The organism is Streptomyces sp. NBC_01003, from assembly GCF_045162695.1.
GTDB lineage: Bacteria > Actinomycetota > Actinomycetes > Streptomycetales > Streptomycetaceae > Streptomyces.
Genome location: NZ_CP108707.1, coordinates 5,875,288 through 5,894,801 on the forward strand (window position 1 = coordinate 5,875,288; position 19,514 = coordinate 5,894,801).

The 19,514-nt window shown below is 71.3% G+C and carries 17 protein-coding genes and 1 tRNA gene; 15 read left to right on the forward strand and 3 right to left on the reverse strand.

What is annotated here, in order from left to right; translation table 11 throughout:
• Window positions 1-83 precede the first annotated feature (83 nt).
• From galU to OG698_RS26970, 7 genes are all read left to right on the forward strand, one after another.
• Window positions 84-986: a UTP--glucose-1-phosphate uridylyltransferase GalU gene (gene galU / locus OG698_RS26940; protein WP_399977545.1), complete on the forward strand. Its 903-nt coding sequence runs from the start codon at window positions 84-86 to the stop codon at window positions 984-986.
• Window positions 987-990: 4 nt separating this feature from the next.
• Window positions 991-2,340, forward strand: a complete 1,350-nt coding sequence (glp, locus tag OG698_RS26945) for a gephyrin-like molybdotransferase Glp (RefSeq protein WP_406105966.1) — start codon at window positions 991-993, stop codon at window positions 2,338-2,340.
• Window positions 2,341-2,423: 83 nt separating this feature from the next.
• Window positions 2,424-2,918, forward strand: coding sequence for a cyclic pyranopterin monophosphate synthase MoaC (gene moaC / locus OG698_RS26950; protein WP_116512507.1), 495 nt, complete (start codon window positions 2,424-2,426; stop codon window positions 2,916-2,918).
• Window positions 2,915-3,415 carry a molybdenum cofactor biosynthesis protein B gene (locus tag OG698_RS26955; RefSeq protein ID WP_406105967.1) on the forward strand — a complete coding sequence of 167 codons (501 nt, stop codon included), beginning with the start codon at window positions 2,915-2,917 and terminating at the stop codon, window positions 3,413-3,415. The genes moaC and OG698_RS26955 overlap by 4 nt, the downstream gene beginning before the upstream one ends.
• Window positions 3,412-4,083, forward strand: coding sequence for a GNAT family N-acetyltransferase (locus OG698_RS26960; protein WP_406111302.1), 672 nt, complete (start codon window positions 3,412-3,414; stop codon window positions 4,081-4,083). The genes OG698_RS26955 and OG698_RS26960 overlap by 4 nt, the downstream gene beginning before the upstream one ends.
• 171 nt (window positions 4,084-4,254) lie before the next feature.
• Window positions 4,255-5,625 carry a gephyrin-like molybdotransferase receptor GlpR gene (gene glpR, locus OG698_RS26965; protein ID WP_406105969.1) on the forward strand — a complete coding sequence of 457 codons (1,371 nt, stop codon included), beginning with the start codon at window positions 4,255-4,257 and terminating at the stop codon, window positions 5,623-5,625.
• Between the two features lie 86 nt (window positions 5,626-5,711).
• Window positions 5,712-5,785, forward strand: a tRNA-Ala gene (locus tag OG698_RS26970).
• 95 nt (window positions 5,786-5,880) lie between these two features.
• On the opposite strand, the gene OG698_RS26975 is transcribed toward OG698_RS26970, so the two are convergent.
• A complete protein-coding gene (locus tag OG698_RS26975; protein ID WP_406105970.1) occupies window positions 5,881-6,378 on the reverse strand; it encodes a GNAT family N-acetyltransferase in 498 nt (165 codons plus the stop codon).
• Between the two features lie 68 nt (window positions 6,379-6,446).
• Here OG698_RS26975 and OG698_RS26980 point away from each other — a divergent pair, with 68 nt between their 5' ends.
• Window positions 6,447-7,247: an exodeoxyribonuclease III gene (locus OG698_RS26980; RefSeq protein ID WP_399977558.1), complete on the forward strand. Its 801-nt coding sequence runs from the start codon at window positions 6,447-6,449 to the stop codon at window positions 7,245-7,247.
• Window positions 7,248-7,483: 236 nt separating this feature from the next.
• Window positions 7,484-8,416, forward strand: coding sequence for a DUF6528 family protein (locus OG698_RS26985; RefSeq protein ID WP_406105971.1), 933 nt, complete (start codon window positions 7,484-7,486; stop codon window positions 8,414-8,416).
• A gap of 12 nt (window positions 8,417-8,428) precedes the next feature.
• Here the strand turns inward: OG698_RS26985 and OG698_RS26990 are convergent, their stop codons facing one another.
• Entirely contained in the window at window positions 8,429-9,055 is a 627-nt protein-coding gene (locus OG698_RS26990) for a MerR family transcriptional regulator (RefSeq protein WP_406111304.1), read from the reverse strand.
• A gap of 198 nt (window positions 9,056-9,253) precedes the next feature.
• Here OG698_RS26990 and OG698_RS26995 point away from each other — a divergent pair, with 198 nt between their 5' ends.
• The 4 genes from OG698_RS26995 to OG698_RS27010 all read left to right on the forward strand — a co-directional run bounded on the left by OG698_RS26995 (window position 9,254) and on the right by OG698_RS27010 (window position 12,977).
• The gene (locus OG698_RS26995) at window positions 9,254-10,807 is read left to right on the forward strand and encodes a flavin-containing monooxygenase (RefSeq protein ID WP_406105972.1); all 1,554 of its coding nucleotides are present in this window, start codon (window positions 9,254-9,256) and stop codon (window positions 10,805-10,807) included.
• Window positions 10,804-11,757 (forward strand): alpha/beta fold hydrolase, encoded by a 954-nt coding sequence (locus OG698_RS27000; RefSeq protein ID WP_406105974.1) that lies wholly within the window; start codon window positions 10,804-10,806, stop codon window positions 11,755-11,757. The genes OG698_RS26995 and OG698_RS27000 overlap by 4 nt, the downstream gene beginning before the upstream one ends.
• Window positions 11,754-12,629, forward strand: coding sequence for an SDR family oxidoreductase (locus tag OG698_RS27005; protein WP_399977569.1), 876 nt, complete (start codon window positions 11,754-11,756; stop codon window positions 12,627-12,629). Before OG698_RS27000 ends, OG698_RS27005 begins: the two co-directional genes overlap by 4 nt.
• 135 nt (window positions 12,630-12,764) lie before the next feature.
• Complete coding sequence (locus tag OG698_RS27010) at window positions 12,765-12,977, forward strand: hypothetical protein (protein WP_406105975.1); 213 nt, start codon at window positions 12,765-12,767, stop codon at window positions 12,975-12,977.
• 139 nt (window positions 12,978-13,116) lie between these two features.
• Here OG698_RS27010 and OG698_RS27015 read toward each other — a convergent pair whose 3' ends face one another.
• On the reverse strand, window positions 13,117-16,386 hold the full coding sequence (locus OG698_RS27015) for a S41 family peptidase (RefSeq protein ID WP_406105976.1): 3,270 nt from the start codon (window positions 16,384-16,386) through the stop codon (window positions 13,117-13,119).
• Between the two features lie 175 nt (window positions 16,387-16,561).
• Between OG698_RS27015 and OG698_RS27020 the strand changes: the two genes are divergently transcribed.
• Together OG698_RS27020 and OG698_RS27025 are read left to right on the forward strand one after the other, a co-directional pair.
• Window positions 16,562-17,152, forward strand: a complete 591-nt coding sequence (locus tag OG698_RS27020; RefSeq protein ID WP_100596127.1) for a TetR/AcrR family transcriptional regulator — start codon at window positions 16,562-16,564, stop codon at window positions 17,150-17,152.
• A gap of 103 nt (window positions 17,153-17,255) precedes the next feature.
• Entirely contained in the window at window positions 17,256-19,502 is a 2,247-nt protein-coding gene (locus OG698_RS27025; protein ID WP_406105978.1) for an MMPL family transporter, read from the forward strand.
• Window positions 19,503-19,514: the final 12 nt, after the last annotated feature.

Below are 19,514 nucleotides of genomic sequence, written 5' to 3' on the forward strand. Positions count from 1 at the left end.
GCCAGCTCACAAACCCCTCATATAGGCACCAAGTTAACTGGAAGCCAATCTTCCGCCCAGACGCTACGGATATGGTTCACCGCATGACTGAGTCGCACCCCAGGATCAGCAAGGCTGTCATCCCCGCCGCGGGCCTCGGCACCCGGTTCCTGCCGGCCACCAAGGCAACGCCCAAGGAGATGCTGCCGGTCGTCGACAAGCCGGCGATCCAGTACGTCGTCGAGGAGGCCGCGGCTGCCGGTCTCGACGACGTACTGATGATCACAGGCCGCAACAAGCGGCCCCTGGAGGACCATTTCGACCGCAATTACGAGCTCGAGTCGGCTCTCCAGAAGAAGGGCGACGCCGGCCGCCTCGCCAAGGTCCAGGAGTCCAGCGACCTCGCGACCATGCACTACGTCCGCCAGGGCGACCCCAAGGGCCTCGGCCACGCCGTCCTGTGCGCGGCCCCGCACGTCGGCCAGGAGCCCTTCGCGGTCCTCCTCGGCGACGACCTGATCGACCCGCGCGACCCCCTGCTCGCCCGCATGGTCGAGGTCCAGGAGCAGCGCGGCGGCAGCGTCATCGCGCTCATGGAGGTCGAGCCCTCGCAGATCCACCTCTACGGCTGCGCCGCCGTCGAGGCGACCGAGGACGGCGACGTCGTCAAGATCACCGGCCTGGTCGAGAAGCCCGACCCGGCGGACGCCCCGTCGAACTACGCGATCATCGGCCGCTACGTCCTCGACCCCGCGATCTTCGACATACTCCGCCGGACCGAGCCGGGCCGCGGCGGCGAGATCCAGCTCACCGACGCCCTCCAGCAGCTCGCCGACGACGAGAAGGCCGGCGGCCCCGTCCACGGCGTCGTCTTCAAGGGCCGCCGGTATGACACCGGGGACCGCGGCGACTATCTGCGTGCCATTGTCAGACTCGCGTGCGAACGTGAGGACCTGGGCCCGGAGTTCCGGACCTGGCTTCGCAGTTACGTCACCGAGGAGATGTAGCACCTTGAGCAGCACGACCACGCACGTCACCGGTCAGGAGCACGTCTGGTCGGTGGCGGAGCACCTGGAGGACATCCTCGCCACGGTCCGCCCGCTGGAGCCCATCGAGCTCCAGCTCCTCGACGCACAGGGCTGTGTCCTCGTCGAGGACATCTCGGTGCCCGTCTCGCTGCCCCCCTTCGACAACAGCTCGATGGACGGGTACGCGGTCAGGGCCGCCGACGTGGCGGGCGCGAGCGAGGACTTCCCCGCGGTGCTCACGGTCGTGGGGGACGTCGCCGCGGGCCGGGCCGGGCTGCTCCACGTGGGGCCCGGCCAGGCCGCCCGCATCATGACCGGCGCCCCGCTCCCGCCCGGAGCCGAGGCCGTCGTCCCCGTCGAGTGGACCGACGGCGGCCTGGGCGAGGGCCCGGTCTCCGGGATGCGCGCCCACAGCGCCGCCCCCGAGGGTGCCTCCGGCGAGGTCCGCGTGCACCGCCCCGCCGAGGCACGCGCGCACGTGCGCGCCAAGGGCAGCGACGTGAAGGTGGGCGACCGCGCCCTGGAGGCCGGCACCGTCCTCGGCCCGCCCCAGATCGCCCTCCTCGCCGCGATCGGCCGCGGCACCGTACGAGTGCGCCCGCGCCCGCGCGTGGTCGTCATGTCCACCGGCAGCGAACTGATCCAGCCGGGCGAGGAGTTGGCCGAGGGCCAGATCTACGACTCCAACAGCTTCGCCCTCACCGCCGCCGCCCGCGACGCCGGAGCGATCTCCTACCGCGTCGGCGCGGTCGCCGACGACGCGGAGACACTGCGCTCCACCATCGAGGACCAGCTGATCCGCGCCGACCTCATCGTCACCACGGGCGGCGTCAGTGTCGGCGCGTACGACGTCGTGAAGGAGGCGCTGACCTCCGTCGGCGACTCCGAGGACGAGACCGGCATCGGCGCCGGCAGCGGCGTCGAGTTCCGCAAGCTCGCCATGCAGCCGGGCAAGCCCCAGGGCTTCGGCACCATCGGCCCCGAGCACACCCCGCTCCTCGCCCTGCCGGGCAACCCCGTCTCCTCGTACGTCTCCTTCGAGCTGTTCGTACGCCCCGCGGTGCGCACCCTCATGGGCCTGCCCGCCGCCGATGTCCACCGACCGTCGGCCCGCGCGGTCCTGAAGTCGGCCAAGGCCCTCAGCTCGCCCGCCGGACGACGCCAGTTCCTGCGCGGGACGTACGACGCCGAGGCCGGGACCGTCACCCCTGTGGGGGGCACCGGATCCCACCTCGTCGCGGCGCTCGCCCACGCGGACGCGCTGATCGTCCTGCCCGAGAAGACCACGTCGGCCGAGCCCGGTGCGGAAGTGGACGTGGTCCTCCTCGGCTGAGCGCGCCGTCCGCGCGATACCGTGTCGCGCACAGCAGGCCGCGCGCCGCACCGCGGCCCACGGACCGGGAGCGCCAGAGCACCATGAGCAGTTCGCAGGACCGACTGACGCACATCGACGAGGCGGGCGCGGCCCGCATGGTCGACGTGTCCGCCAAGGACGTGACCGCGCGCACCGCCCGTGCCAGCGGCCGCGTCCTCGTATCGCCCCGTGTGGTGGAGCTGCTGCGTGGCGAGGGAGTGCCCAAGGGCGACGCCCTCGCCACGGCGCGCATCGCCGGGATCATGGGTGCCAAGCGCACCCCGGACCTCATCCCGCTCTGCCACCCGCTGTCGGTGTCCGGGGTGAAACTGGACCTGTCCGTCGCCGACGACGCGGTCGAGATTCTCGCCACGGTGAAGACCACGGACCGCACGGGCGTCGAGATGGAGGCCCTGACGGCCGTCTCGGTGGCCGCGCTCACGGTGATCGACATGGTGAAGGCCGTCGACAAGGGCGCCGTCATCACGGACGTACGCGTCGAGGAGAAGACGGGCGGCAAGTCGGGCCACTGGACCCGTCCGGAGGCCGGGGAATGAGCCCCTACCGCGCTCTCGTCGTCACCGCCTCCAACCGCGCCGCCGCCGGGGTCTATGCCGACACCGGCGGCCCGCGGATCGCGAAGGGCCTCGAAGCCCTGGGCTTCCAGGTCGACGGGCCGCAGGTCGTGCCCGACGGGGACCCGGTGGCCGAGGCGCTGCGGGCCGGCGTCGACGCCGGGTACGACGTCATCCTCACCACCGGCGGCACCGGCATCTCGCCCACCGACCGGACCCCCGAGGCCACCCGCAGCGTGCTCGACCACGAGGTGCCGGGCATCCCCGAGGCCATTCGCGCGTTCGGACGGGAGAAGGTGCCCACGGCCGCGCTCTCCCGAGGCCTCGCCGGCGTCGCGGGACGCACGCTGATCGTGAACCTGCCCGGGTCGGCCGGCGGCGTCAAGGACGGCCTCGCCGTACTGGGTCCCCTGCTGACCCACGCCGTCGACCAGCTGCGCGGCGGCGACCACCCCAGACCCGACGGGGGTGCGAGCTGAACACCCCATCCTGGCCGGTCGAGCTGACGGACGGTGACGTCTGCCTGCGCCCGATAAAGCTGCGCGACCAGCGGGCCTGGCGCGAGGTCAACCGCCGCAACCGCGACTGGCTGCGCCCCTGGGAAGCGACCATCCCGCCGCCCACGCCCAGCGGCCCCATCGCCCACCGTCCGACGTACCGTCAGATGGTCCGCCATCTGCGCGCCGAGGCGAGCGCGGGGCGCATGCTGCCCTTCGTCATCGAGTACCAGGGGCGCCTGGTCGGGCAGTTGACGGTGGCCGGGATCACCTGGGGCTCGATGTGCTCCGGCCATGTCGGCTACTGGGTCGACGAGTCGGTGGCCGGGCGCGGAGTGATGCCGACTGCGGTGGCGCTCGCGGTCGACCACTGCTTCCGCACCGTGGGCCTGCACCGCATCGAGGTCTGTATTCGCCCGGAGAACGGGCCGAGCCGCAGGGTCGTCGAAAAACTCGGATTCCGCGAGGAAGGGCTGCGGCCCCGCTATCTCCACATCGACGGCGGCTGGCGCGACCATCTCGTCTTCGCGCTCACCGCTGAGGAGGTCCCAGAAGGCCTCCTGAGCCGCTGGCGTCACAAGCGTGGCGGCAACGCCGCTGGTCCGGGTGGTCCGAGCACCGCGGAGCGGCCGGGCACTTCGCCAAAATAAAATAAGTGTTCGAAATTGATCGGAGATCGTCCGGCGCAGGCATTAAATTCGCTCGACGGGCGGCGCGTTGATGCCTCAGTCGGAAAAAAAGTTCGAAATATCAGCCAGATCGTGCGACACACCGGCGCAATTGGCGGATGGCCTCACGCAAACCCCTCTACCGTGTGAGGCGTGAGCAGCAGCGGCCTCATCTACGCAGTCATCGTCGGGGCCTGGGCCGCCTACTTGGTGCCGATGTGGCTCCGTAGGCAGGACGAGCTGAACGAGGCCCGTCCGACGGAACGCTTCAGCACCGCCATCCGGCTGCTGTCCGGACGGGCGGGCATGGAGCGCCGATACGCCAAGGACCTGCAGGCGCGCTCGCCCGAAGGGGAGGAGCAGCGCAGCGACCCGTCCGTCCCGGACGCGGCCACCGACTCGGTGGACGTCCGGGCCTTCGCCGCGCCTCCGGTCCGCGGCGAGCGCAGGAGCGAGAACCGGGAGGCCCGCCACGAGCGGCACCCCGGATCCGAACCCCGCCCCGAGCCCCGGCCCCAGCCCAGGACCTCGCCCGCCCGGCAGACCCCCGACCGCCGGGTCTCCGCCCGGACCGCCCACGGTGAGCCGACGCACGACCGGCCGAACCGTGACCGGCCCGCCGGCGACCCGCACACGAACGGCAGGTCGGCAACCGGACGCGGCCCCGACCGCCAGCCGTCGGACCGCCAGCCGTCCGACCGTCCGCAGTCCGAGCGCTCCGCGTCCGAGCGGCAGGCCGCCTCGGCCGACGCCGCCGCCCGTGCCCGCCGCTCCAAGGTGCTCGCACGCAGGCGCCGTACGACCGTCATGCTCTTCCTCGCCTTCACGGCCGGCGCGGTCGTCGCCGCCGTCGGCGGGCTCGCGTTCCTGTGGGCGCCCGCCGTGCCCGCCGTGCTGCTCAGCTCGTACATCTTCTATCTGCGGGCCCAGGAGCGGCGTCGCTTCGCGTACACGATGGACCGGCGCCAGGCCGAGGTCGCGGCGCAGCGGCTGCGCGAGCGGCAGCCCCGCAGGCGGCAGCCCGCCGCGGGCCGGGCCGCCGCGGAGGAGGCCGAAGAGGGGCCTGCGCCAGAGGTGGCGACCGACCCCGGTCTTGAGGCGCTCGCGGCCGACCGGCGCGCGCTCGTCGAGCAGACCGACCACGCCGAGTGGGTCGACCAGCAGCGCGAGCGCCAGCGCGGCCCCGGCCACGGCGACAGCTGGGATCCGGTCCCGGTGCCCCTGCCGACGTATGTGACCGCCCCGGTCGCCCCGCGCGCCACGGGCAGCGTCGACCTCGGCGCCCCCGACGCGTGGAGCTCGGCCCGCTCCAGCACGGCGGGTGCGGCGCAGCAGGAGCCGGACGGGCGCACCGGCGAGGAGCCGGCAGCGGCGTCCGGGGACTGCGACGGCGCGGACGAGACGGGGGACGAGCGCTGTGACGCCCGCCGGGCCGCCTCCGCGCGCCGGTCGCGCGAGCGCGGCCGTACCCCGCTCTTCGACCAGTACGACGACGGCGGCCGCCCCCGCGCGGCCAACGAGTGAGACCCGTTCGGAACCACCCTGGCTGACCAGCCAGGACCGGATTTCCGAGCACCCGGATCGGGATGCTAGAGTTTCACTCGTTGCAAGGGCCTGTGGCGCAGTCTGGTAGCGCACCTCGTTCGCATCGAGGGGGTCTGGGGTTCAAATCCCCACAGGTCCACCGCAATTAAGAGCCCCACCGGATTCGTCCGGTGGGGCTCTTGCCTTGCCTGCTCGCTCCCTCCCCGTGGCACCCTTTGCGCGATGTCGCGCGCGTCACAGTGCCTTGGCGAAGCAGCGGCTCAGTTCCTCGAAGCGGTAGTGGCCGAACTTGGTGCAGGGCGTGTAGCCGCTCGACGCGTAGAGGGCGATGGCCTCCGGCTGCTTGAGGCCCGTCTCCAGAACCATGCGGGAACGGCCGGCTGTGCGGGCGTCGTCCTCCAGGGCCGCGAGTATGCGCCGGGCCAGACCCAGCCCTCGCGCCTCCGGTGTGACGTACATCCTCTTCAGCTCGGCGTCGCCGTCCGAATATCCCTCGTCGTTCTGGTCCTGCGTGCGCCAGCCGCCGGTGGCGAGCGGGGTGCCCCCGTCGTCGTACGCGATCAGGTAGAGGCCGCGCGGGGTGTCGAACATCGTCGGGTCGAGTGGGGTGACGTCGCCTTCGTCGCCGTAGCGCTCGGCGTATTCGAGCTGGACGCGGTCGTTCAGCTTGATCGCATCGGGGTGTCCGAAGGAGACGCGCTGGAGGGTGGGCGCCATGGGCTGGATAGTCATGCCAAGTATCGTATCTCTATGCTGACGGATGCGGCCGTTCGTTTTAAGTGTGCCGGTATCGTGCCCTGGTGCTGACTGTGACGAGTGTCAACGTGAACGGGCTGCGGGCCGCCGCCAAGAAGGGCTTCGTGGAGTGGCTGGCCGGGACCTCCGCGGATGTCCTGTGCCTCCAGGAGGTGCGGGCCGAGCCGGAGCAGCTGCCCGAAGAGGTGCGCGAGCCCGACGGGTGGCACGTCGTGCACGCCCCCGCCGGTGCGAAGGGGCGGGCCGGTGTGTCCCTCTACACGCGCCGCCGGCCGGAGCGCGTGCAGATCGGCTTCGGGTCCGAGGAGTTCGACGGGAGCGGGCGGTACGTGGAGGTGGACCTCCCCGGTGTCGTCGTCGCCAGCCTCTATCTGCCGTCCGGTGAGGTCGGGACCGAGCGGCAGGACGAGAAGATCCGCTTCATGGGCGAGTTCCTGGCCTATCTGAAGGGGCTGCGGGAGCGGGCCGCCGCCGAGGGCCGCGAGGTGCTCGTGTGCGGCGACTGGAACATCGCCCACCGCGAGGCCGACCTCAAGAACTGGAAGGCCAACAAGAAGAACTCCGGCTTCCTCCCCGAGGAGCGCGACTGGCTCGGACAGGTCCTCGACGAGGCCGACGGCGGCTACGTCGACGTGGTGCGCTCCCTGCACCCCGACGAGGAGGGTCCGTACTCGTGGTGGTCGTACCGGGGGCGGGCCTTCGACAACGATTCAGGGTGGAGGATCGACTACCACCTTTCGACGCCCGGGCTCGCCGGACGGGCGGTCAAGGGGTTCGTCGAGCGGGCCGCCACGCATGACGAGCGCTGGTCGGACCACGCGCCGGTGACGGTCGTCTACGAGTAGGCCCTTCAGGCGGGAGTGGCACCGGAGTCACGAGCAGGCCTGCGTCACAAAGTCCGGTAGAGGGCTGTCCCCGCGTCCGAGTGGCGTGGCAGATTTTGGCGCGCGCGTGCATGGTGAATGATCCGAGGGGTCAACCGGCAACCGTACGGGGGGACTTCATGGTCGCGTTTCCTTCCAGGCGTCGTGTGCTGCTCGGGGCTGCCGGGGCCGGGTTTGCGGCTGTGGTGGCGCCGGGGGTGGCTCGCGCGGTGGCCCTGGGGGCGCCTGCGGTCATGGTCACCGAGCAGGCGAGCAAGCGGGTTCTTGTGCTCGATCCCGGGCGGTCCACCTGGGATCCGGCGGCCGATCCTTCCTGCGTGCGGTGGGAGTTCTCGCCGGTCGGGGATCCGCGGTACCGGGATCTCGTGCCGGACGAGAGCTGGGTGTACCCCGCCGAGGCCAAGGTGCGGATGCATCGCGGGCGGACGTATCTGCTGACCACGGCGTCGTTCGGGTTCGCGGCCGTCGTCTCGTATCCGTCGGGCCGGCGGTACTGGGGTGCGACGCTCGGGCCCGGCGACGATCTCTTCAACCCGCACAGCATCGAGATCCTGCCGGACGGGAACGTGGCCGTCGCGTGCAGTACGGGGGCGCTCGTAAGGCTCTACGCCGCGTCGCTCGGTCCGCGCTCGGAGCGGTTTGCCGAGGTGACGCTGAAGGGCGCGCACGGGCTGCACTGGGACGCCCGGCGTGAGGTGCTGTGGGCGCTCGGGGATGACGAGCTGGTCGCGTATCGGGTGGGTGGCAGTCGGGTGCGGCCCGCGCTGACGCGCCTTTCGTCGGTGGGGCTGCCGGTCGCCAAGCCGGGGAAGTCGCCCGGCGGGCACGACCTGTTCCCGGTGGCGGGGCGCCCGGGGCGGCTGTGGGTGACGACGAGCGCTTCCGTGTTCCAGTACGACATCGCGGGCGGGGCCTTCGTGCAGGACTTCGCCGGTGCGGCCGAGATCGCGCGGCCCGGGGTGAAGGCGATCGGGAACGATCCGCGGACCGGGCAGGCGCTCAGCACCGTGCCGGAGAGCGGCCTGGGTGAGACGTGGTGGACGACGAAGGTGAGCGTGCACCGGCCGCCGGCCTCGTACACCCTCGTCAACGGCGGGATCTACAAGGCGCGTTGGTGGTTGCCGAGGTAGGCGGAGGTCTGCCTACTCTTCCGGCTTTCTGGCCAGGGTGCGGTCCAGGGCCAGGGACAGTTCCGCCTCGACCACGCTCTTGGCGAGCGGGCGCAGGCGCTGGAGGTCCTGTTCCGACGCGTGGGAGAGGACCAGGTCGGTGAAGAGTTCGGCCAGGTCCTCCGCGTGGGCGCGGACGCGCTTGGCGGCCGCGAGGACGTCGGCGAGCGGGACACCCTCGCGGACCAGGGCGGCCGATACGTCGAGCAGGCGCCGGCTGACGTGCACGATCTCCTCGCCGTCGACGCCGACGTAGCCGAGGTCCATCGCGGCTTCGAGGTTGTCCGGGGTGACCTGGCCCGCGAAGTAGTCGGCCAGCTCCTCGGGGGTGAAGCGGACGGGGGTCTCCTCGGACGGTTCGCCGAGGCCGAGGAGTTCACCGACGTCGCGGCCGCGGTCGAAGGCCTCGGAGAGTTCGGCGATGCCGCTGAGGGTGTGGCCGCGTTCCAGGAGGGCGGCGATGGTGCGCAGGCGGGCCAGGTGGCTCTCGTCGTACCAGGCGATGCGGCCCTCGCGGCGCGGGGGCGGGATCAGCTTGCGTTCGCGGTAGAAGCGCAGGGTGCGCACGGTGATGCCGGCCTCCCGCGCGAGCTCCTCCATGCGGAACTCCCGGGTGCCGGGGTCTTTCGCCGTCGCCCTGGCCACGTCCTTCGCCACTTCCTTCGCCACATGAGAACCCTATGTTGTACCGCCGGTAACTTTCGTGGTCCCGACCCCTACCCATCAGTACGCACCTGCTCTACGCTCCCCATTGCGCCAGTGTTCACTGGCAGGGTCGCGCGGCAGGGAGGCGCCGGGATGACTGAGCACGAGCATGAGCACGTACGGGTGGCGGTGATCGGGTCCGGGTTCGGCGGCCTCGGGGCCGCGGTCCGGCTGCGGCGCGAAGGCGTCACCGACTTCGTGGTCCTGGAGCGGGCGAGCGCCGTCGGCGGCACCTGGCGCGACAACAGCTACCCGGGGTGCGCGTGCGACGTGCCCTCCCATCTGTACTCCTTCTCCTTCGCGCCCAACCCCGACTGGCCGCGCACCTTCTCCGGCCAGGAGCGCATCCGGGACTACCTGGAGGGCGTCGCCGACACCTTCCGGCTGCGCCCGCACATCCGCTTCGACCACGAGGTGAAGCAGGCGCGCTGGGACACCGAGAAGCTGTGGTGGGTGGTCGAGACCTCGCAGGGGACGCTCACCGCCGACGTCGTCATCTCGGCGACCGGCCCGCTGTCCGACCCGAAGATGCCGGACATCAAGGGCCTCGACGCCTTCCCCGGCAAGGTCTTCCACTCCGCGCGCTGGGACCACGACTACGACCTGCGCGGCAAGCGCGTCGCCGTGATCGGCACCGGCGCCTCCGCCATCCAGATCGTGCCGGCCATCCAGCGGGACGTGGCGAAGCTGACGCTGTTCCAGCGCACCCCGCCGTGGGTCATGCCGCGCGCCGACCGCGCCATCACCGGCGCCGAGCGCTGGCTGCACCGCCGGCTGCCGTTCACCACGCAGGCCCGCCGCGGACTGCTGTGGGGCATCCGTGAGCTCCAGGTGCAGGCGTTCACGAAGCGGCCCAACGAGCTGGGCCTGGTCGAGCAGCTGGCCAAGCGCAACATCCACCGGTCCATCAAGGACCCGGCCCTGCGCGCCAAACTCACGCCGAACTACCGCATCGGCTGCAAGCGCATCCTGCTGTCCAACGCCTACTACCCGGCCCTCGCGCAGCCGAATGTCGACGTCGTGGCCTCCGGGCTCAGCGAGATCCGCGGCTCCACGCTGGTCGCCACCGACGGCAGCGAGGTCGAGGTCGACGCGATCGTCTTCAGCACCGGCTTCCACGTCACGGACATGCCGATCGCCGACCGGGTCGTGGGCGCCGAGGGGCACACGCTCATGGAGTCCTGGAAGGACGGCATGAAGGCGCTGCGCGGCGCGACGGCGGCCGGGTTCCCGAACTTCATGACCGTCATCGGGCCCAACACCGGCCTCGGGAACTCCTCGATGATCCTGATGATCGAGTCCCAGCTGAACTATCTGGCCGACTACGTACGCCAGTTGGACGTGCTCGGCGGCCGCGTCGCGCTCGACCCGCGTGCGTCTGCCGTGAACGCGTGGAACCGCCGCGTGCAGGACCGGATGGAGCGCACGGTGTGGAGCTCCGGCGGCTGCAGCAGCTGGTACCTCGACGAGAGCGGCGTGAACACCACGCTGTGGCCGGGCACGACGACCGAGTTCCGGTCCGCCACGCGCCGGGTCGACCTCGGCGAGTACGAGGTGGTCCGGGCGCCGGCGGCCAAACCGGCCGCGGTACCCGCAGCACGTACGAAGAAGGGCCGTGGTGGCAAGGTGGAGGCGGGAGCGGCATGAGCAGGCTGATGCATGTGGTGAGTGGACCCTACGCGCCGCCGGCGGCCGCGCGTGAGCTGACGGCGGTCTCCGCCGACGGCGCCCGGCTGCACGTCGAGGTGCACGGAACCGTCGACGATGCCGCGGCGCCCACCGTGGTGCTCGCCCACGGGTGGACGTGCTCGACCGCGTTCTGGGCCGCGCAGATACGTTCCCTTGCCGCCGACCACCGGGTCGTCGCGTACGACCAGCGCGGCCATGGGCGCAGTCCGGCGGCGCAGGCCCCGTACTCGACACAGATGCTCGCCGACGACCTGGAGGCCGTGCTCGGCGCGACGCTCGCGCCGGGTGAGAAGGCCGTGCTCGTCGGGCACTCCATGGGCGGCATGACGATGATGGCCGCGTCGCAGCGGGCGAAGTTCCGCGAGCACGCGGCCGCGGTCCTGCTGTGCAGCACGGGCAGTTCGCGACTGGTGGCCGAGTCGGCCGTGCTGCCGCTGCGGCCCGGGCGGCTGCGGACCCGGATCACGACGGCCGTGCTCGGTGCGAGGGCGCCGCTCGGGCCCGTCACGCCGCTCGGCAAGAAGGTCCTGCGCTACGCGACCATGGGCCCGGGGTCGTCGCCGGACAAGGTCGAGGCCTGCGCCCGCATCGTGCACGCCTGCCCCACCAAGGTGCGCCACCACTGGTCGCACGTCCTCGCCGAGCTCGAACTCGACGACGGTGTGGCCGAGTTGCGGGTGCCCACGGCGGTCATCGCGGGTACCGCCGACCGGCTCACACCCGTCGTGCACGCACGTCGCCTGGCGGCGACGCTGCCGGAGTGCGTGGGGCTCACCGAACTCACCGGTCTCGGGCACATGACGCCCGTCGAAGCACCCGACCTGGTCACCGAGCGTATCCGCGAACTGGCCGAGTACGTCACGAACGACGAGACGAACGACGAGTTGAAGGGAGCGGCATCCGCATGAGCAGGGTCAGTCTCGAAGGACAGGTAGCGGTCGTCACGGGCGCCGCACGCGGCGTGGGCGAGCTGCTCGCGCGCAAGCTGGCGGCGCGCGGCGCCAAAATCGCGCTGGTCGGCCTGGAGCCGGACGAGCTGAAGGCAGTGTCCGAACGCCTCGACACCGACAGCGACTTCTGGCACGCCGATGTCACCGACCATGTCGCGATGGCGCAGGTCGCCGAGGAGGTCAAGCAGCGCTTCGGCAAGGTCGACATCGTCGTCGCGAACGCGGGCGTCGCCAACGGCGGCCCGTTCCTCGACTCCGACCCGGTCGCCTGGCGCCGCGTCATCGAGGTCAACCTGATCGGGTCCGCGGTCACGGCGCGGGCGTTCCTGCCGGTGCTCATGGAGAGCCGCGGGTATCTGCTCCAGATAGCGTCGCTCGCCGCGATCACGCCGGCGCCCATGATGACCGCGTACTGCGCGTCGAAGTCGGGCGTCGAGGCGTACGCGCACAGCCTGCGCGCCGAGGTCGGCTACAAGGGCGTACGGGTCGGGGTCGGGTATCTGTCGTGGACCGACACCGACATGGTGCGCGGCGCCGACCAGGACGACGTGATGCGCGAGCTGCGGCAGCGGCTGCCGTGGCCGTCGAACAAGACGTATCCGCTGGGCCCGGCCGTGGACCGGATCGTGGCGGGCATCGAGCGGCGGTCCTCGCACGTGTACGCGCAGTGGTGGCTGCGGGGCATGCAGGGCATCCGCGGATATCTGCCCGGGGTCATCGGGGCGGTCGGGCAGCGCGAGATGCGGCGGTTCGAGCCGCGCCTGAAGAGCGTCTCGACGGGGCTCGTCGGGGCGGGCGGCGCTGCTGACGAATCGGTAAGGGGTGGCTGACGGTCCCTCAGCGGCTCTGACCTGCGGTTTCGAGGGTTGAGTACGGTCCGTCACTGATCGAAATGCGCGCTCTGTCCTGGCATGTAACTCTGGTCGAGGCCCGACCCCCTCACCCAAAAACGGGAGTGAAATCGCATGGGCATGAAGGACCAGTTCCAGGACAAGGCCGAGCAGCTCGCCAACCAGGCCAAGAAGCGGTCCGGTCAAGGCCAGGACCGCCGGGACGAGGCGAGCACGCGCTCTCCGCAGACTCAGGGCGGCGTTCGTGAGCGTGGCTCGCAGTCCGAGGACTCCGAGCGCCGGCGGCAGGAAGCGCAGCACAGGGTCGATCAGGACTACGACGCCTGACGCTTCGCTTCGCTGAGCCAGTAGTACGAGGGCCACCCGGGACGCCGGGTGGCCCTCGTTGTTTGGTGTGTGGGCCGGCGCCTGAACGGTGCTTCAGCTGCCCACAGTTGTCGGTGACTGATGGCGCGAGTGGTCGGGGTCAGCGCGGCGGGAGCTTCGGTCGGGCGTGGTTCGGGGTGTTCGTGTAGTCCGGGGGAGTTTTGGCCGGGGATGCCACCAGGAGGTCCAGGGCCAGATAGACCGCGTCGTCGAGTTGGGCGTGGCGGCCCTCCGCCCAGTCCAGGGGGGTGCGCAGGACCTCGAAGTCCGGTTCCACGCCCTTGTTCTCGATCGACCAGCCGTACTCGGGGAACCAGGCCGCGTTCATGGGGACCGTGATGACCGTGCCGTCGCCGAGTGTGTGGCGGCCCGTCATGCCGACGACGCCTCCCCAGGTGCGCTGGCCCACGACGGGGCCGAGCCCGAGGAGCTTGAACGCCGCGGTGATCATGTCGCCGTCGGACGAGGTCGCCTCGTCGGCCAGGGCGACGACCGGACCGCGCGGGGCGTTCGACGCGTACGAGACGGGCTGGGCGTCGCGGGTCAGGTCCCAGCCGAGGATCTTGCGGGTGAGCTTCTCGATGACGAGCTCGCTGATGTGGCCGCCCGCGTTGCCGCGCACGTCGACGATGAGGGCGGGCCGGGAGACCTCCATGCGCACGTCACGGTTGAACTGCGCCCAGCCGGAGCCGCCCATGTCGGGGATGTGCAGATAGCCGCAATGGCCGCCGCTCAGCTCCCGTACCACCGCGCGGCGCTTGGCCACCCAGTCCTGGTAGCGCAGCGGGCGCTCGTCGATGAGGGGGACGACCGCGACGCGGCGGGGGCGGCCGTCTCCCTCCGCGGGCCGGAACGTCAGCTCGACCGTCGTGCCGCCCGAGCCCGCGAGCAGGGGGAACGGGCCGGTGACCGGGTCGACCGGGCGCCCGTCGACATGCGTGAGGACGGCGCCCTCGCGGATGCCGCTGCCGGCCAGCGGGGAACGCGCCTTGGAGTCCGACGAGTCGCCGGGCAGGATACGGACGAGCTGCCAGCCCTCGTCGCGGTGCACGAAGTTGGCGCCGAGGAGGCCCTGGGCGCGCTGGTAGTGGGGCGGGCCCTCGTTGCGGCGGGCGGCGGCGACGTAGGCGTGCGAGGTGCAGAGTTCGCCGAGCACCTCGCGCAGCAGGTCGGCGAACTCGTCCGGGGACGCGACCCGTTCGACGAGCGGCCGGTACTGGGCGAGCACCGCGTCCCAGTCGACGTGGCACATCTTCGGGTCCCAGTAGTAGGCGCGGATGATCCGGCCTGCCTCGTCGTACGCCTGGCGCCACTCGGCGGCCGGGTCGACCTCGTGCAGGATGCGGCGCAGGTCGATCCAGACGGTGCTGTCGCTGTCGCCGGCCTCGGTGGAGGGGACGGCCCGCAGGTCGCCCTCGTCGACGACGACGAGGCGGGTGCCGTCGCCGCTGACCGCGAACCAGTCGAGGTGGGTGACGAGTTCGGTCTTCTTGCCCTTGCTGAGGTTGAAGTACTCCAGGGTGGGGCGGCCCGAGGTGTCGGCCGGGTTCACGAACGTCTCGCCGAGCGCGCCGGAGATCGGCCAGCGCAGCCAGACGAGGCCGCCGCCCGAGACCGGGTACAGCGCCGAGTACTTGGAGGCCGAGACGGGGAACGGCACGACACGGTTCGCCAGGCCCTCGATCTCCACGCTCGGCGCCCCGTCGGCCCCCGAGTCCTCGGTCGGGTCGAGCCCGCCGGCGGCCGTGCGCCCGTGGGGTGAGAGGGCGAACGGGGAGGGCGTCGCGGACGACAGCGGTACGAGGTAGGGGCGGCAGCCGAGCGGGAAGGACAGGTCGCCCGTGTGCACGTCGTAGACCGGGTCGAAGCCGCGCCAGGAGAGGAAGGCGAGATAGCGGCCGTCGCGCGTGAAGACCGGATTCTCGTCCTCGAAACGGCCGTTGGTGACGTCGACGATCGTCCGGTCCTTGATCCGGGCCATCTTGATCTGCCGCAGGGAGCGCCCGATGCCCGGGTGGGACCAGGTGAGCCAGGCGCCGTCAGGCGAGAAGGCCAGGTCGCGCACGGGCCCGTTGATCGACCGGATCAGCTCGATGACCCCGTCCCCGGTCTGTTCCCCTCCCCCTTCTTCTTCCTCCTCGGCCGTGTCGATGAGCAGCAGGCGGCCGTCGTTCGACGCGATGGCGAGGCGCTCGCCGTCCGGGTCGCTGACCATTTCGAGGACCCGCCCGAGCTCCCCGGACGCGAGGCGGCGCGGCTCGCGCTCACCACTCGCGCGCGGCAGGTACGAGATCTCGATCGCGTCCTCGCCCTCCGCGTCGGTGACGTACGCGACCTGCCCGCCGGAGCCGAGCATCTCGGGCTGCCTGACCCGCACGCCCGGGGTGTCCGCGATGGTCCGGGCGGGGCCGTCGCGGTGGGTGAGCCAGTACAGGCTGCCGCGGACGACGACGGCGCTGGCCCGGCCCGTCTCGTCGACGGAGAGCCCGTCGACGTGATGGGCGGCCGGCACCTGGTAGGGGCGGCGCCCGACGCGCGGGCCGCCGAGGCGCACGTCCAGCTTGCGCGGCACGGAGCCGGCGGAGAGGTCGTCGATGATCCAGAGGTCGCCGGCGCACTGGTAGACGATCCGGGTCCCGTCGCTGGAGGCGTTGCGGGCATAGAACGCGTCGTGGTCGGAGTGGCGGCGCAGGTCGGAGCCGTCGGGCAGGCAGGAGTACACATTGCCGATGCCCTGGTGGTCGGAGAGGAACGCGATGCGTCCCGCCACGAACATCGGTGCCTCCAGATGCCCGTCCAGGTCGGCGACGAGCTGCTCGCCGTGCAGCCACAGGCGGCCCTGGGCGCCGCCCCGGTACCGCTTCCAGGCGGCCGGCTCGTGCGGGGGAGTGCCGGTCAGGAGCAGGGTCTTGCGCTCGCCGTCGATCTCGGCGACCGCGATGTCGGAGACGGGGCCCCAGGGCAGCCTGCCGCCGGGGGAGCCGTCGGTGGGGACGTCGTAGGCCCAGGTGAAGTACGAGAAGGGCTGGCCGTGCGAGGCCACCGCGAGGATGACGGTCCGCCCGTCCTTGTCGGGCGGTGTCCAGCCGCGGACCTGGGTGTCCGTACTGCCCCAGTAGGTGAGCCGCCGGGCGGGTCCGCCGTCCACCGGCGCAAGATGGATCTCGGGGTCCAGGCTGCGCCAGGTCGTGTACGCGATGTGGCGGCCGTCCGGTGAGAACCGTGGGCTGCTCACCTTGGTCCGGTCGACCGTGACCCGCCAGGCCCGGCCCGGCCGGTCGAGCGGGGCGACCCAGAGGTCGTCCTCGGTCTCGAAGCAGAGCCGGTCCTCGTGCAGATGGGGAAACCGCAGGTACGCGTTGTCGCTCACCTACCCATGCTTTTCCGCTGAACGGCCCCCGGCAACTTGTGGTTCGCCCGCTTGCGGGTGCGGCTTGTGGCGCAGGACACGTACGAAACGGTTTCGTTTCGTTAAGCGCGGTCGTACAGTACTTCTGTACGAAACGGTTTCGTACGCACTGTCTGGACCGGAACAGGAGTGACCCATGGCTGAAGCCGCGACGACGCGTCGCAGCCGGATCACGCCCGAGCGCGAGGCCGAGCTGTACGGCGCCGTGCTCGAACTGCTCCGCGAGGTCGGTTACGACGCCCTGACCATGGACGCCGTGGCCGCCCGCACCCGGTCGAGCAAGGCCACGCTCTACCGCCAGTGGGGCAGCAAGGCCGAGCTGGTCGTGAAGGCGCTGCGGCACCAGAAGCCGTCACGCCTGAGCGAGATCGACACCGGGTCGCTGCGGGGCGACTTCCACGCACTGGTCCTCCGTGAGGACGACTGCGAGATGGCCCAGGGGTCCGCGCTGATGCGTGGCCTGGCCATGGCGGTCCACGAGAACCCGGATCTCCTGCGCGCCTTCCGCGAGCTGCTGATCGAACCCGAGATGGAGGAGCTCCGGCATGTGCTGGCGCGCGCCGTCGACCGGGGCGAGATCCGTGCGGACAACCCGGCGCTCGACTACGTCCTCCACATGATCGTCGGCGCCTTCACGGCCCGGACCCTCATCGACGAACAGCCGCCCACCCAGGCCTTCGTCGCCTCCTACATCGACGCCGTGGTCCTCCCCGCTCTCGGCGCCTGACCTCTCCACCCAAGACCCGTCACACCCAAGTTCCTGACGCGACCGCTCACGTCGTCGGGCTGATCCCTCCTGCCCCCATACGACTGACGGGGAGTACGCCCTCGTGGCCACGTTCCTCTACAAACTCGGCAAGCTCGCCTTCCGCCGAAGGCACTTCGTCGCCCTGATCTGGGTGGCGCTGCTCACCCTCGCGGGGGTGGGCGCCGCCTCCGCGCCCACGGCGGCGTCCAGTTCCTTCTCCATCCCGGGGACGGAGGCCCAGAAGGCCTTCGACCTGCTCGACCAGCGCTTCCCGGGCTCCAGCGCCGACGGCGCCACCGCGCGCGTCGTCTTCCGGGCGCCCGACGGCGAGAAGATCACGTCCGCGGCCAACAAGGCCGAGGTCACCAAGACCGTCGCGGACCTCGGGTCCGGTTCGAAGGAGGTCGCCGCGGCGGCCGACCCGTTCGTCGCGAAGACCGTCAGCAAGGACGGCACGATCGCGTACTCCTCGGTCTCCTACAAGGTCTCCTCGATGGAGCTGAAGGACGCCGACCGGGACGCGCTCCAGAAGACCGTCGACGAGGCGCGCGACTCAGGGCTGACCGTCGAGGTCGGCGGTGACGCGCTCCAGGCCATGCCGGAGACCGGCGCCACCGAGATCATCGGTGTGGCGATCGCCGCCGTCGTCCTCGTGATCACCTTCGGCTCGCTCGTCGCGGCCGGGCTTCCGCTGCTCACCGCGCTGATCGGCGTCGGCATCGGCGTCTCGTCGATCACCGCGCTGGCCAACGCGCTCGACCTCGGCACCACCACCTCGACGCTGGCCATGATGATCGGCCTCGCGGTCGGCATCGACTACGCGCTGTTCATCGTCTCCCGCTTCCGCGCCGAGCTGGCCGAGGGCCGCGACCGCGAGGAGGCGGCCGGACGGGCCGTCGGCACCGCGGGATCCGCCGTGGTCTTCGCCGGTCTGACCGTCGTCATCGCCCTCGTCGGGCTCGCCGTCGTCAACATCCCGATGCTGACGAAGATGGGCATCGCCGCCGCCGGCACGGTCGCCATCGCCGTCCTCATCGCGCTCACCCTCATCCCGGCGCTGCTCGGCTACGCCGGCATTGGGGCCTCCCCTGCTCGAGCGAAGCCGAGAGCTTGGGGAAGGGTCCACGGCCGCAAGGCCCGTAAGGCCCAGGCCGCCGAGAAGAAGCCCGAGCCGAAGACGAACATGGGCACCCGCTGGGCGCGCTTCGTGCTGCGCCGGCCGGTGGCCGTGCTGCTCACCGCGGTGGTCGGGCTCGGCGTGATGGCCGTGCCGGTGTCCTCGCTGGAGCTGGGCCTGCCCGACGACGGGGTCCAGCCCACCGACACCACGCAGCGCAAGGCGTACGACCTGCTCTCCGAGGGCTTCGGGCCCGGCTTCAACGGTCCGCTGGTGGCGGTCGTCGACGTGAAGCACTCGCAGGACCCGAAGAACGCGGTCGCCCGCGTCTCCAAGGACATCGCGGCGACCGACGGCGTCAAGACGGTCACCCCGCCCGCGTTCAACAAGGCCGGTGACACGGCGACGATCACCGTCGTGCCGTCGTTCAAGCCCAGCTCCACGCAGACCGAGGACGTCGTCCACACGATCCGCGACAAGGGTGCGGACATCAAGGCGGACACCCGCGCCGAGGTCCTGGTCACCGGCACCACGGCCATGAACATCGACGTGTCGCAGAAGCTGAACGACGCGCTCGTGCCGTACCTGGCGCTCGTCGTGGGCCTCGCGTTCCTGCTCCTGATGGTGGTCTTCCGGTCGGTCCTGGTCCCGCTGAAGGCGGCGCTCGGCTTCCTGCTCTCGGTGGTCGCCGCGCTCGGCGCCGTCGTCGCGGTCTACCAGTGGGGCTGGCTCGGCTCGCTGTTCGGCGTGGAGCAGACCGGGCCGATCATGTCGATGATGCCGATCTTCATGGTGGGTGTGGTCTTCGGCCTCGCGATGGACTACGAGGTCTTCCTCGTGACGCGCATGCGAGAGGCGTACGTCCATGGGGAGCGGCCCGCGCAGGCCATCGTCACCGGCTTCCGGCACGGGGCCCGGGTGGTCACGGCGGCGGCCGTCATCATGATCGCTGTCTTCGCGGGCTTCATCGGCTCAAGCGAGCAGATGGTCAAGATGATCGGCTTCGGGCTCGCGATCGCGGTGTTCTTCGACGCGTTCCTGGTGCGCATGACGATCGTGCCGGCCGTCCTCGCGCTGCTCGGCAAGCGGGCGTGGTGGCTGCCGAAGTGGCTCGACCGGATCCTGCCGAACGTGGACGTGGAGGGCGAGGGCCTGAAGGCGGTCTCCGGCGACGACTCCGCGGAGGAGGACCGGGAGCTGGTCCGCGTGTGACCGGGTCCCAGC